This window comes from Ruegeria sp. AD2(2025), from assembly GCF_056542385.1.
Genome location: NZ_JBQFZS010000011.1, coordinates 114,954 through 129,159 on the forward strand (window position 1 = coordinate 114,954; position 14,206 = coordinate 129,159).

Genomic DNA, 14,206 nt, shown 5'->3' on the forward strand with positions numbered 1-14,206 from the left:
GGTCAGGGTCTGAATTCCAAAGGACAAAAAGCCCCCTCTACACTTTGTGAGTGCGAAGAGGGCTCGACTGATAATGTATCAGTTTGCTCGTCACTCCTCCTGCCCCGCCAGGAACTCGGCGAGGACTGGGCTCGCTGCCCCTTTTGCCGAGCTAAGGAGCTCCGAGCCCGCGAGTGAGACCTTTGACAGACGCACGAGGCCGCCGGTTTCCTCGATGCGATAACAGCGACGTTTTTGCTGCCCGCACCGGTAGTGCGTCGCAGTGATGAATTGGCAGGTGCTGCCATCGGTCAGCGTCACGGGTGCGGCCAGCTTGATTTTGTCGCCTTCGTCATAATGGGGGATTTCCGCCCAATCCCGACACCGCTGACGCCAGGCACGGGCGTAGCTGTCAGGATCTTTGATGTCCGACAGTAGCGCCAACAGGTTGATTGGCGCGCGGGACTCGACGGGCCCCGCGCTCTCCTCCATGTCCTTGTAGCCCCAGCAGCCATCATCATACCGCGTGAGGAAGACAGCCCCGAAGGTGATGGACCCATCAGAACCGGGCACATAGGTCCTGTCTTCGACGGGTGAGCCATCAAGGTTCGTGACTTTGGCGGCCGCATACCAGGTCGAGCCGACCTTGCAGGCTTTGACCAGTTCGGTTCTTCGGATGTCGGTCTCAAATGTGCAGAGCCGTGCGATCTCCGCCTTCTCATCCGCATAGGATTTGACGCGGCGGTCGGTATAAAACAGCCATCCCACTACGCCGCCCTCCGGTCATCAATTTCCATGAGCGCATCAAGCGGCACACGGTAGGGCAACATCTCGTCGAAATCCTCGCAATTGCCGGAATTCTGAACGATTGCGAAGCTGTCACAGGCGTCCTTGAGAACGACCCGAAACGTCCCGCCAAGACCGGAGGGCACCTCATACATCCCGCCGATGAGATAGTCAGACGAACTGCGCAAAAAAATGCGGATGCTGTGACCGTCTGTGGCGAGCCGGATCGCCCCGAGTCCCCGGTCGAGGAGCACCTGCACATCGTCCAGGATATCGGTGTAGAATTGGCCGGTCAGATCCCGGAACGCAGCCTGGCGCTGCACCATCCAATCGAGATCACGAAACGGATTCAGGCCTTCGGCGAAAGCAAATGAGGGATCGGCCCGTTTGGTTGTGACGATGCGGGTGGTCGTGCCGTCGATACCGTTTGACCGCAGATGTACGCCATTGCCGACGATCAGGATCAGGGCGGGCCTGTCCACCGGCCCGTTCCAATTGGGCAGGAACGTATTGCAGGCGCGCGCATGATCGATCTGCGCCGCAACCGATGGTGCGGAGAATTTGAGAATAGCCATGGGACTGTCCTTCCATTGGATGTGGGAGAGAACTGACCCGCGCAGGACTACGCCTCGCGCGGGTCGATGGATCGTTCAGGCCGCTTCCGCGGCTTCGTCTTCGGTGTTCTGCACCGGGGTCTCGGATGCATCCTCAAGTGTCTCCCCTGCCGTCTGCATCATCGGCGGGCACCACGCGGCCACCGCCGCACGCTGAGCGTCCGTGAGCGTGGCGAAGGGCTCGGCAAAAAGCTTGTCGCAAAAGGCGACGATCTCTTTCTTGCTCGAGGTAGCCAACGTGACCGCTTCTTGGGTAAGGCCGAGATCCTCGCCGAGGATCTTCAGGAGCCAGGCCTTCTTGAAGCGGTTGAACAGCGCCGCGTTTGGCGTCCAATGCGCGCGAATGTCGGGCATGATCTCGACCTCGAAATCATGCATCAGGCTGTCGCGCTGCCGGTCCCGCGCAAAGCAGGACTGGGTGGTGGTCGCAGTGGCATAGGCAACGAGTTTGGCCTTCTCGCCTTGTTCAAGCGCGCGGAACGCTTCAAACTGATCGGCAGGCGACCGGGCCTCATCGAGCCAGGACAGATCGAGCGTTTCATGCGTCTCCGACACCTGCTCGAGCGAGGTGCTATCGATCTCGTCCATCTTGGCATGGTTGCGATACTCCTTGCGCGCATCAATCTTGATGGCGGTCGTGACACTCATGCCAGCGCACAGAACGTCACTCACCAGCTTGAAGAGCGTCAGATCGAGCGTCGCTTCCGGATGCATCGCCATGGCGGCACCAAGGGCCATCGCCCGCTCGGTCTTGAGATCTTCGGCGAGCGAGGCCGGATAGGTGATCTCGCCGGCATCCGCCTCCGCTTTGCCAGCAGATGCACCAGTGGGGTTGTCTGGCACCTCAGGTTTATCCTCGGGGCGCACGAGACCGACATGGAGCGTCGCCTGACCGTTGGACCACGACGCGATCACACCGGCGCGCGCAAGGTCTTCGGCGCTATAGGCCTCCTGCAAATCGCGCGCTTCATCCTCCAGGGCATCCACACGTTCGTAGAGCGAGTTGTAGGCGTCATCATCGAGCCCCTCATCTTCCATCTCGAGCTGCAGTTTTTCGAGTTCGGCGGCGATATCGTCGATGCGCGCCTGCGCTTTTTCATCAGGCTCAATGGGTCCGGGATATACCCGGCCATAGTCGGCCATTTCCGAATAATCATAGCGCGCGACCGCATCGGCCCAGGCAAATCCCATCTTCTGACGGGCCTCTTCCGCGGCGGTGGTGAGCTTTTCCAGCAGGATCGTCTCGACGAGCGCCGCATCCTCGAGCACCGAATGCTCTTCCAAAAGATCCGCCGCGATGGCACCACCACGTGCCTCATAATCCTCACGCACGAAGGCCCCGATATCGTCGCTGACCTGGACACCACGGGATTTCAGGGCCTGCCGCACTGTATAGGCCTGCAGGTAGCCACCGTCCTTCGTGAGCGCCTCGAAGACCTCGTGCTGCACCTCATGGCTCGGATGTTCGGCGAAGGCTTTCATCGTATCGAGTGTGATTGTCTTGGCGCGAGCCGCGGCACGGATGTCTGGATGAATGAGCCCATAGCGCAACCGGCCTTTGACCGCAGTGACGGTTGTGCCAAAGGTCTTTGCGATAGTCTCCGGCGTCTGCCCATCGACTTCCATCATGCGTGCAAAGGCCTCGAACTCATCAATGGCGTTCATCGGCTCCTGAGTGATGTTTTCCGCAAGGGACAGGGCTGTCGTGACATCACAGTCGTCGGGGACCAGACGGCAGTCGATCTTGGTCTTGTTTGTAAAGCCCTTCACGCTTTTGTCGGCGGCCAGTTCCCGCAAAGCGGCATGGCGACGGCCACCGGCGAGAACGCCAAACTTACCGTCGATCTTCTGTACCAGAAGAGGCTGGAGAATGCCCAATACGGCGATGCTGGCCTTGAGATGGGCGATATTCTCGGATGCATAGCATTCGGGGGAATTGCACCGCACATTGGCAGGGTGAGTGACCAGGTCGCCGATTGCAACGGATACGGGTTTGAAACTTGCAGTCATGGGATGTCCTCCTCAATGGATTTTGTGCGGACCGCGCGATCAAATGCGCGACCAACCCCCGGATCCGGGGGGCACAAAACAATAGGCCCGCTCTCCCTTTGAGGGGTCAGCGGGCCCGAAGATTTGGACGTGGTGATCTTGGGTACATCCCCTGCCCTACCAGTCGCATGCCATCATGACGGTCAGCACACGTATGCTGGTTGCAGGATTGTCCGGTGCCTCCGCGCCGTAGCGGAAGTCGGAGTTGGCCTCATACAGATCAATTTTCCAGAACACGGTTTCACCGCGGATCTCGACAGCACCAAAGTCGTGCCATCCGTCAGGATCGTTCTCGGGCTCGAACGTGTCGAACTCGCCTGTGGCTTTTATCGCTTCGGTCATGAAGCCATCTCCGGCCTCGATCAGCGATCGGGTTACATGCATCCGACCCGGAATGGGCCGTTCAGGTGGGAGTCCAAGACAGGCCAATTTGCGGAAGGCATCGTTCTGCGCGGCAATCACATGAGGGTTCGGACGGTCTGTCACAAGCAGCGCGGTGTCGGTCATGGGGTTCTCCTTTGGAAGATTTGAAACACCCGTCCCAAAGCCCTCTTTCCCTTTGCCTGAGTATCTCAACTCAAGCGGCCTGATCGGTTTCCCCTGCCCTACCCGCCTCAGATCTTGCGATCAGATAGTCGCAAGCGCGCTGCGCATCGGCTGCATGCTTGAAGATCGCGTTCTTGTCCGAGCGTAAGACGCACAACCAACTGTAAAGGTAGGAGGCATTCATCTCGAGCGTGTGCGCAGAGAAACCAAGCTCCTGCCCCAGGAAGCAAGACGTCAGTTCCGCCACGATCTCTTCGCGGGCATAAGAGGTGTTGCCAAATTGGGTAAGGCCATAATCCCGGTTCAACCGATGGGGTGCCTTGGTCGCATGGGCCAGTTCATGGGCCCAGACCCCATAGAAACGTCTCGTATCCTGAAACCGCGTGATGGATGGCATATAGACCTTGTCTACCGGCGCCAGATAGTAGGCCTCGGTGCCTGAGAATACTGTGGTGATGTCGATGGCATCAAAAAACTGCTGGATGTGCGGGATGGGTTTTGCAGGTGGGTGATCCGGCTCTGCATTTGGTTCAGGGTGAAAACTGTGCGGAAGCCCTTCGATCTGGCAAGCGTTGAAGACACGGTATGGTTTCTGGAAGCGAAAGGCTCGAGTCCCTTCAACATCACCATCGTCGGCGTCGTCACCTCCCTCCCCTCTTGTCCGGCACTGACCATAGTAAACCACCACGGAAGACTTTTCGCCCTTGCGGACCTTGGCATTCAGCGCGTTGGCCTGCGGGATCGTCATCCAGAAGGGAGAACTGTGGCCGGCCATGAGCGTCCGCATGGTCAGCAGGAAATTGTTGATACCTTGGTAAGGCTCTCCGCCAACGCGTAGCGGTCGCGTGCCGCCACCAGCTGTCCAGGGTTTGCGCCATGGCAAGACACCGCGCTCAAGGATGCGGATGATTTCGTTTGTGATGGCCTCTGAGGCATCGAATTTAGGCGTACGGGATCGGGCCATGGCTGGCTTCCTTTCGAATGTTGGTTGGGAAGTTCGTGACCAGGAGGAAGGGCGTGATCTGAGATCGTTGACGATCCTGTTGCCGAGATATTTGGTAAGATCGCAAAAGGTGGTCAGGGCCATGACCGCCGCAACAAGGCAGCTGTTGCACGCAGCATGCGTAAGACACATGATTGCATGAGAGATCCTTCAGCAGAAATGACGGACCGGAACCCGGCCCGAACCCGTCAGAAGCACCCCAAGGCCCTTCTTCCATTAGTCACAAACCCCAAAGGACACTTTCACTTTCCGCGGACCCATTGGCACCAGACGGGACTGTTGGGGTCCAGCACATATGCGGATGTCTTTGATTTAGTAGGGCAATTTCGGATCGGCATTCGAGATCGGCAACAAATATCGGCAATTACTTGCCAGATATTTGTAAATATGTATATTTTTCAATTGCTTTACGACCACGAAGGATCGGCAAAAATGCTCGAAACCCCAGCCAGGATAGAACCTTGCTTCTTCGAAGAGTATATTCCCTCTGAATTGGCAGACCTCTCGGTCGATATCCAGAGAGAAGCCACACAACTTGGACAGGGGCTGCACCCGGATAGTGCAGCGGAACTTGCCGATCTGGTTAGGGTGATGAATTGTTACTACTCGAACCTCATAGAAGGGCACAATACACGACCGCGCGACATCGAGCGTGCACTTGCCGGCGCAGAGCTGGAAGAAGAGACCCGGCCCCTCGCACTAGAGGCGCGCGCGCATGTCATTGTTCAGCGCACCATTGACGAGATGCATCGCGAGGGCACCCTGCCCCGGCCTACATCCATTGAGTTCCTGACCTGGGTTCATAAGAGCTTCTACGAAGAGATGCCCGATGAGTTTCGGGTGATCGAACATCCCGACGGAACGCAAGAGCCGATCTTTCCGGGGCGCATGCGTCAGGAAGGAGACCTGGAAGTTGCGGTAGGGCGGCACCTGCCACCTTCGTCATCACGTGTTGCATCGTTCATGGATCATTTCGACAAACGGTTTCAGATCGCAGATCGATCCTCCAGCGGGCGGATTATTGCGATTGCCTCCGCGCATCACCGGCTGAACTACATCCACCCATTCCCGGATGGAAATGGGCGCGTCAGTAGATTGATGTCGCATGCCATGGCTCTGAACGCAGGGATCGGTGGTCAAGGCCTCTGGTCCGTCTCGCGTGGACTTGCGCGTGGATTGATTGACCGAGGCGAATACAAGAGGATGATGGATCTTGCCGACAGTCCGCGGCGTGGAGATCGTGATGGGCGTGGCAACCTGTCAGAGTCGGCCATGAAAAGCTTCAGCGAGTGGTTCCTGAAAGTGACTCTCGATCAGATCACATTCTCTGCAAAGCTGTTCGATCTCGGCGGACTGGATAAGCGCTATCGCCGCCTCGTTCAGGATACGATCGATGACAAGCGTGCACCTGATCTGATTGCAGCCGTCTTGAGGCATGGGGCATTGGAACGGGGCGATGCCCAAGTCGTGCTCAAGACCTCGGAACGTACCGCACGCAACACACTCAGCAAGTTGACCGCCGCGGGGTACCTAACCTCATCTTCTCCCAAGACACCCGTACGGTTAGCTTTCCCATTGGATTACCGGGAACGTCTTTTCCCTAACTTGTTCGGCGATGGTGATCTGCCTGAATGATGATGACAGGTAACGTAGGTACTAATTTGACAGGATCATTGATTGGATATTCAAGGCAGTGGGTTGCACATGTATTTCAATGTCCACCGCGGTGGACGTCTAGATGCGCTGCCTGAGAAAGTGGGAAAAAACAATGAGAACATCGTTTGGGTTCGTTTTCCATAGATAGGGGTACATGATGTGCAGTTGTGCTGGCCTATGCGACTTGAAGATTTTTAGCCCTCGTTGTCCCGATATCTTTCGCTTCCCACCAAGTGTCCACCGCGGTGGACATCAGGCAGTCCGCTTACTGGTAGCTGAGAGACGTTCGACCAAGGCTGCTGGATCAAACTGGCTCTGTCGCTGACCCAGAGTTATACTGTGAAAGTAGGCTCCAAAATCTCTGATGCGTTGGCCGAGCTGGAGCATGAAGAAGATTGCGCAGGAAGCTTTCTGGGTCCCGACTGTATTCTTTGCTTTTTCGAATGTCTCTGGGTGAATGCCCATCATTGGGGCGAGCGTTCGAGCATGGTTCTCAATGTCAGACCAGTTTTTAAGCTGGTCAGTGGAGAACGATACGGCTTGATCGCAGACTGATATCAGTTTTTCAGGGCTGAGATTCGTATTGGGGGATTTGCTTTCTAAATCTTTTTTTTCTTTTTCAGACTTAGATTGGTGCCGGACAGTTTGTCCGTCATTGGCGGGCAGTTTCATCGTTTCAGGCGAGTCATCAGGAGTGGACAAGCACTGACATTCCGCATCCGTGTCTGCGAGCAGGGCACGATATTCGGTGAGGCTCAGCTTCCTTCTCAGAGCCCTGCGTGTGTCTTGGATAAACGAATTTGTAGGATCGATTTCTTCCAAATGGGCGAGTTTTGTCAGGATCAGTTTTCGGATAAAAACTTGATCCCGCCGGATGTGCTCCATCTCCTGGGCGATGGCGATGAGTTCGCTTGCGCGTTGCAGTAGGGGGGTAAGAGACAAACCAAAGCTGACGCATTCACCGTCGGACGAGCGAACACGGTAGCGTTTGCAGTTCGAGCTGTCATTACGCCTGATGAAACCAAGTTCAATGAAGCGGGTGATATGCCTACGTAGCGTCCGCTCGTCAATTCCGCCAACTCGCTGGCAGATAGAGGTATTGGATGCAAAGACCGTTTCGCCATGACCTGGCTTCAAAAAACTCAGCATCGCTTGGAGTGTTTGCATGTGGCCGGGCCGTAGACCGAACACGCTGCGCGCGTCTCTCAGAGCTCTGAAAATGGTCCAGACGTCGGTTTCAGATGATGATGTTGAATTGGATTGCGCATCGAGTTCAGCGCTTCCGATCGATAGTTTTGTGAATGCCATGGTTTGTTAACGATGACCATTTGGCCCACACCTTCCCCGTCTCTTCCCCGGACTTCTTAAGGGAAAAGGCAATAAAAGTTGGTCCACCGAATCGGTGACTCTTGACCGGTTTGCTGGAGATTGCTACATCATAGGTGCTAATCAGATGATGAGGGCTCTCCAGGGGAAACTTTGGGGGGCTCTTTTCTTTTCGGTCTTCGCTTTTCTCCTCTGCTCGTGTTTTGCCTTTTGGCTGGGGTTAGGATCCCGAGCCGCTTTCATTCCGCCATTGCTCGAAGAGTTGCAAAAGTGTGACGTCTGCGCGCTCTTCGAGCCACTGGCCGAATTCAGGGTTGTCCTTTTTGAGGACCTTGATGGCGATAGTTTTGTCATCGACCGTTAGAGTGCCCAAAGAACCGCCGTTCGTATCTTTGATCACCGATGTCTGACCGCGACTGATTGGCCTTTTTTCTCCACGGGCTTTGCTCGAGCAAGCGGTGTAGACCGCCTGGAATTTCTCGGGGCTCGGAGTGTCGTCGGGCAGGGCGGCGATTACCTTCTTGGCGATGTCCACCAAATCTATTTTCTCCGATAATGCAGCTAGATCACCCCACTGCCGACGCCCGATCCCATGGGCTGGCCCGATGAGATGAACTAACCCATCAGGCAGTTGTTCTATTACTACCCGGTGGTTGGATACGCCTTGCCGGGTTAAGCCCAGAGCATCCTGAATGACGCCGGGCTTATACCCAGATTCTTGCATCTCTTTGATAAACAATGATTTCTCAATGAAAGATGGATCAATTCTGAGATTGTTCTCTTGGCCCTGCGCGATCAACGAGGCGTCGTCATCCAAAGTCCGAACGATTGCCTTGACCGTTCCACCGACCTTGCGGATTGCGGCAAGCCTACGACGGCCATAAATGATACGATACCTGTCCGGCTCAGCCGATGGGCGCACCATAACCGGCACTTGCTGGCCATGTTTGCGAATGCTCTGTGCCAATTCATCGATGCTGGCGTCTTCCAGCACTAGCCGATCACGCAGACCATCCATGTCGATCTGAGCGGGGTCAATATCCCGGATCGAGTTTGCCGTAATCTCGCGCAAAGAGTCGCGCAATCCGCCAACAGACCCAGGCAGCTTTGCCGCTTTTGGCTGGACGGGGGAGGGGGACGCGCTTGCTTTCTCGTCCTTTGGAGCCTGATTGAAGATCTTCCGTGCCATCAGCGGCGCCCCCAAGCCATTTGGATCGTCTGCTCCAACTCATCAGCGACTCCGTTTACGCTTGTCAGGGCGCGATCAATTGTTTTTCTGATGAACTGGCTTGGGTCAACTTCGTAAACGGTTTGTTGGGTCATACCTGCGTCCGAGATCGCTGTCGATTTCAACATCGGCTCTGTCATGACCTGGCCGGCCAGAATTGATCTTAAGTAGCCCGCCATTTGTGTCTGTGGACCGTCGGAAGGTTCGTACCTCGTGATCAGGAACTTAACGAAATCCCAGGTAACGCGCCGACCAATGGCTTCTTCAACGGCTTTCACTGTTTCTGAAGCAAGCTTAAGAAACTGGCTCATGGAAGCGATGTCTAACATACCGGGTACAACCGTTACCAAGAGCCCCGTAGAGGCTGCCAAAGCGGTCAGGGTTAGAAAACCCAGTTGTGGCGGGCAATCGATCAGGACGACGTCGTACTCTGTTTCGACCTCTTCCAAAGCACGCGCGAGCCGCTCCGCAAAAATGGGCTGCGTCCTCCGTGTGAGGGCGTTTGCTGTTTCGGTCTCGTACTCGGAGAGCATCAACCCGGCTGGGACCATGTCGAGCTTGTGGAAATATGTCTTTTGAATAACAGACGATAGAGGGACTTGCTCCTCATATCTCAGGGCATCATAGATTGTGCCGCCTTCTGCGAACTCGAGTTCAGGTCGGAAGCCAAAGAACGTCGTCAAACTTGCTTGCGGATCGAGATCTAAGACCAACACTCGGTAGCCGCGTAAAGCATACCTTTGCGCAAGATGGATTGTCGCTGTCGTTTTTGAGGAACCGCCTTTGAAATTTACGACCGAGATGACTTGAAGGCGGTCGCCCTCGCGTCGCCCAGGGCGATAGGCTTCAGCGTTCTTTCCTGTGCGTACCAAGATGTCACGCAATTCATCAACTTCTTGAGCCGAGTAGAACCTGTGACCTCGATTGTCAGTGTGCACTTCAGGGAAGCTGCCGTCTTTATGCCGGTTGCGTAGGTTTGAAGTGCTAACGCGCAGAAGACCCGCAACTTCAGTAGAACTGAAGCGTCGTAGGGCCTTTCGTTCCTCAGGTTCGAAGGCAATCTTCATCTGGCGATCCAGGGATTCAGCCAGATTGTCGGCAAATCCTCCGATGTCAGAAGATCCTATACCTTGCGTGTATCCAACGTTACGTTCATCCATGTACTGCCGCCTACTCATGGCCTTTGTTAAGGCTCTTGGTTGTTCTGACGGTATACAGCGTGTCTGACGCTTTTTGCCGTCAGTAAGGGAATGCCATGAACATGTGTGTCCGGCAAGAAAAATCTAAATGTAGTGTAAAAGTTATCCACAGCACCAATAGGGTTTGACATGTGGGATTTGATTTAAATCATTGAAGTAAAACGAAATAATACCAAGAATTGCGTATGTCCGCTATCTTGGAGTTTTGTTTGGCTGAGATGTGAACCCTAGCTAGTACTGAAGTATTTTGATGATCGAGGCGTCGCTATCTGCCGGGTTCTACGGGATTCGGTGTGCGGAGGCGTATCGATCCATCGCCATTCTTTAATCGTGAATTTGCTTCGTTCGTACCAGCGGTGTCTAATACCAGGCAAGTCTGGACAAGCGACTATTTATTGTCGAGACCGATAGGGCAGGGCACCTACCTGTCGGCGAAGCCAGGCCGGTCAGTTACAAACCAAAAATTTCCGACAGGGGTGGTAACAGATTCGTCCTTGTGAACGGGTGCCAAACCGCGCGGCGCGTTGACCGGTATGCCGTGCACATAGAGATCAGTCAGCGCCTCCTGATCTTCGACCGAGAGGGCAGGGGAGGGACAGGGCAGATAACGCGCAGGGACTGTCGAATTTCCCAAACCTGTGGACGACACTTTCTTGTTTTCTTCATTTTCCTTGGTTGGCCTCGTGCTGCGCTAGTCCTTGCAGCGCAGACGCAGACGGAATGTGTGCCGGTACGTGTTTACAAAATTGCAGATTACGGGGCTGCATCGACAAAGGTTTGTTGTCGGAGCAGGGCAGGGGTCTACGGGTTTTGGACCAAAGCCGTCGCGAATCCAGTGGTTTAAGAAAACCGATAATGGCTGCTATTTTGGGCCAGTTTCCGTGCAAAATCAATCAGATGCGATAAGGGATACTTATCAAGTATAATAATAATTCGTAGCAATGCCGGATGTAGCGCGCAAAAGCGTCCTGTTTTGCGCGTATGGAGGGTAGGGAGTCAGCAATACAGAAATATCCGGGAATGGTTGCGGATGTGTCGCAAGCTCTTGGAGCGGCCAGGGTCAGATATGTACTGGACACACTTATCCTGCGATCTCGGCGAATAGCCGAAAACCAGATGCATTTGTGCTGGGGAATTGCCGCTTGCGGATCATGTTGGCGACCTCGATGCCGTCCAGAGTGGCAGAGGCGGATCTGAACGATTTGAACCCGCACATGTGCCGGCCGCGACGCTTTATGAACCGATGGTCCTGCTCAATAATGTTATTCAAATACTTGGACCTCACTGTTTGGATCTTGGCTGGGCAGCCAAACCGATTGAGGATTTTGTTTACTTCTCGAATGCCCGCCGCGTTGGCCCCACTTTTGTCAATGACGATCTTGTTTGGAATTCCATTGGAAGACAGGGCTTTGGCGAAGAACCTGGATGCTGCTGGTCGGTTTCTCCGCTCAGACAGCATGAAATCAAGGGTGTTCCCAGCTTTGTCGACAGCCCGATAGAGGTACATCCACCTGCCGCGAACACGAACATATGTCTCGTCCATGCGCCAATAACTCAGAGTTGGGCGTTTTTTCGATTGTGCTCTCGCTGCGATCATCGGTGAGTACTTCACAACCCACCTGTTGAGAGTGGCGTGGTCCACATCCACGCCGCGCTCGGCCATGATCTCTTCCAAGTCACGATAGGAAACCGTGTACCGCAAATAGAAATATACAGCGTACAAAACCGCATCCTTGGGGAAATGGCAGCCTGTCAATGAGATCATGTTGAAACCTGTTCGAAAACTATTCGATGGGAACAAACGTCAGATCACGCATGTTCGTCAATTGGGCTTCATAGTTTGCGACACATCCGTCTACACATTCATATCCTGTTAAAGTGCTGCGAGTGTGTGCTCAAGACCCTTCTCAATATGCCCCTTTAGGATCTCCGCCGCGCGTTCATGGTCCCGGTCTAGAGCCGCCTGAAACATAAGCTTGTGCTCTTCAACCGCTTCCGCTCCCCGATAGGTTAGTACAAGCATCTGATACCGAAGGTATTTGTCATAAATTATCGAATGTACGGACAGGAGGTTCCTTGAATTGCAGGCTGCAATCATTGCTTGGTGAAATTCCCAATCATACCGTTTCCAAGTCTCTTTTTCGGAGTCATCCCCTTTGAGAAGCCGCTGCTCCATCAAATGTAGCTTATGATGCGCTGCGACGAGGTTCCCTTCCCAATCCGTGTCACCGTTCTTGATAGACAGTTCCAGTGCGTGGCATTCCAGCAAGACACGCAGCTCTGATATCTCGGTCAGATCCTCCCGAGAAACCGGCGTAACCAGGAAACCCCGCTGCTCTGGCGCTTCGACAAATCCGTCGCTGGCAAGTCGGTTAAGGGTTTCACGCAGTGTCGAAAGACTTGCTGAATAGCGTATCTTCAATGCATCCAGCTTCAGTTTGGAGCCGGGTTTCAGCTCTCCGAAGATAATATCCCGCTTAATGCGCTGATAGGTGCTGGCACCTATGGTAGACGGCTGTTTTGCCATGTGTTTCACCAGATTTCTCCAAATTCATCATGCAGAATAACATATGTATGTTAGTTCGCAACGGTGTCGAAATTCATCAATTCGTATTAACATCATATGATATTGAAAACATCACATGAAGATTGTTAAGGTTGTGATCATAACCCGGAAATCGAAAGAATCAGCTTATGTCAGACATCACAAACATCGCCGTCGTTGGTTTTGGGTTGATCGGCCGCCGACATGCCGAGGTCTTGCGGCGGTCTCCGGGCCTGAGGCTTTCAGCCATCGTTGATCCGGACGAAAAATGCCGCCGAGCCGCGATGGAGTTGGGAGTAGACGTGTTTGCCTCGCTGGACGAACTTTTCGCGGCCGCCAAACCAGACGGTATTGTTCTGGCAACGCCGACGCCTATGCACACTGAGCAGGCCCTGAACTGCTATGCAAACGGCTCTCCTGTCCTGATCGAAAAGCCGATCGCCGTGACAGCCGCGGAAGCAGACATTCTGACAAAAGCCGCCGCTAAAGCGGGTCTGCCATTACTGGTGGGGCATCACCGGCGTCACAACGGTATGGTCAAGGCTGCCAAAGCAGCAATTGTTGCGGGTGCAATCGGCGATATACGTGCGGTGCAGGCGACCTGTTGGTTCTACAAGCCGGACTACTATTTCGAAACAGCCCCGTGGCGGACGAAAAAAGGCGCCGGACCGATTTCTGTCAACCTTGTGCACGATGTTGATCTTCTGCGCCATTTTTGTGGCGATGTCAGCTTGGTTCGGGCGATTTCGGTTCCATCGGCGCGCGGGTTCGAAAACGAGGATCTCGCCTCAGCCATCTTGACATTCGAAAGCGGCGCGGTGGCGACGATCTCGGTTTCTGACAGCATCGTGTCACCCTGGAGCTGGGAGCTGACGTCCAGAGAAAATCCGGCCTATCCGGCTGCGAACGAAAGCTGTTACCTGATCGGAGGGTCCAGGGGTGGATTGTCATTACCCGACCTCAGGTTATGGCGGCATGAGGCAGAACCGGATTGGTGGGCGCCGATTTCGGCAACATCGTTAACATGTGAATCCGAAGATCCACTGGTCACTCAGATGAACCACTTCGCGGATGTTATTCGCGGCCGTGAGGAGCCGTTGGTGTCAGGATTGCAGGGACTGCGATCACTTGAAGTTGTCGAGGCGATCGCTTCTTCGGCCGAAACGGGCATTGAAGTTGCTGTAAATTGCGCCGAAACGGCGGAGACTTCGCCGCTGGAGATCATTGATTGATCAAAATATCGGGTATTTTGTATTTTATCTTGCTAAAGTAAAA

The 14,206-nt window shown here is 54.5% G+C and carries 12 protein-coding genes; 2 read left to right on the top strand and 10 right to left on the bottom strand.

All coding sequences use genetic code 11. The annotated features are described in order from the left end of the window. Positions 1–90 precede the first annotated feature (90 nt). The 5 genes from ACR1XV_RS18550 to ACR1XV_RS18570 form a co-directional block, all read right to left on the bottom strand. Positions 91–747, bottom strand: coding sequence for a DUF6927 domain-containing protein (locus ACR1XV_RS18550; protein ID WP_480534076.1), 657 nt, complete (start codon positions 745–747; stop codon positions 91–93). Next, the gene (locus tag ACR1XV_RS18555; protein ID WP_480534078.1) at positions 747–1,340 is read right to left on the bottom strand and encodes a regulator; all 594 of its coding nucleotides are present in this window, start codon (positions 1,338–1,340) and stop codon (positions 747–749) included. Before ACR1XV_RS18555 ends, ACR1XV_RS18550 begins: the two co-directional genes overlap by 1 nt. Positions 1,341–1,415: 75 nt before the next feature. Beyond that, positions 1,416–3,389, bottom strand: coding sequence for a ParB/RepB/Spo0J family partition protein (locus ACR1XV_RS18560; RefSeq protein ID WP_480534080.1), 1,974 nt, complete (start codon positions 3,387–3,389; stop codon positions 1,416–1,418). A gap of 156 nt (positions 3,390–3,545) precedes the next feature. After that, complete coding sequence (locus tag ACR1XV_RS18565) at positions 3,546–3,935, bottom strand: DUF3768 domain-containing protein (RefSeq protein ID WP_480534082.1); 390 nt, start codon at positions 3,933–3,935, stop codon at positions 3,546–3,548. Between the two features lie 70 nt (positions 3,936–4,005). Next, positions 4,006–4,938 carry an ArdC family protein gene (locus ACR1XV_RS18570; RefSeq protein ID WP_480534084.1) on the bottom strand — a complete coding sequence of 311 codons (933 nt, stop codon included), beginning with the start codon at positions 4,936–4,938 and terminating at the stop codon, positions 4,006–4,008. 471 nt (positions 4,939–5,409) lie between these two features. On the opposite strand from ACR1XV_RS18570, the gene ACR1XV_RS18575 reads away from it, so the two are divergent. Beyond that, a complete protein-coding gene (locus ACR1XV_RS18575) occupies positions 5,410–6,612 on the top strand; it encodes a Fic family protein (RefSeq protein ID WP_480534125.1) in 1,203 nt (400 codons plus the stop codon). 273 nt (positions 6,613–6,885) lie between these two features. Here the strand turns inward: ACR1XV_RS18575 and repC are convergent, their stop codons facing one another. From repC to ACR1XV_RS18600, 5 genes are all read right to left on the bottom strand, one after another. Then, entirely contained in the window at positions 6,886–7,941 is a 1,056-nt protein-coding gene (repC, locus tag ACR1XV_RS18580) for a plasmid replication protein RepC (protein WP_480534086.1), read from the bottom strand. A 238-nt stretch (positions 7,942–8,179) separates the two neighbouring features. Further along, entirely contained in the window at positions 8,180–9,148 is a 969-nt protein-coding gene (gene repB, locus ACR1XV_RS18585; RefSeq protein ID WP_480534088.1) for a plasmid partitioning protein RepB, read from the bottom strand. After that, a complete protein-coding gene (repA, locus tag ACR1XV_RS18590) occupies positions 9,148–10,347 on the bottom strand; it encodes a plasmid partitioning protein RepA (RefSeq protein WP_480534090.1) in 1,200 nt (399 codons plus the stop codon). The genes repB and repA overlap by 1 nt, the downstream gene beginning before the upstream one ends. A 1,120-nt stretch (positions 10,348–11,467) precedes the next feature. Further along, complete coding sequence (locus tag ACR1XV_RS18595) at positions 11,468–12,151, bottom strand: IS6 family transposase (protein WP_480534092.1); 684 nt, start codon at positions 12,149–12,151, stop codon at positions 11,468–11,470. Positions 12,152–12,259: 108 nt separating this feature from the next. Further along, the gene (locus tag ACR1XV_RS18600; protein ID WP_480534127.1) at positions 12,260–12,913 is read right to left on the bottom strand and encodes a GntR family transcriptional regulator; all 654 of its coding nucleotides are present in this window, start codon (positions 12,911–12,913) and stop codon (positions 12,260–12,262) included. Positions 12,914–13,080: 167 nt separating this feature from the next. Here ACR1XV_RS18600 and ACR1XV_RS18605 point away from each other — a divergent pair, with 167 nt between their 5' ends. Next, positions 13,081–14,163 (top strand): Gfo/Idh/MocA family protein, encoded by a 1,083-nt coding sequence (locus tag ACR1XV_RS18605; RefSeq protein WP_480534094.1) that lies wholly within the window; start codon positions 13,081–13,083, stop codon positions 14,161–14,163. Positions 14,164–14,206 lie beyond the last annotated feature (43 nt).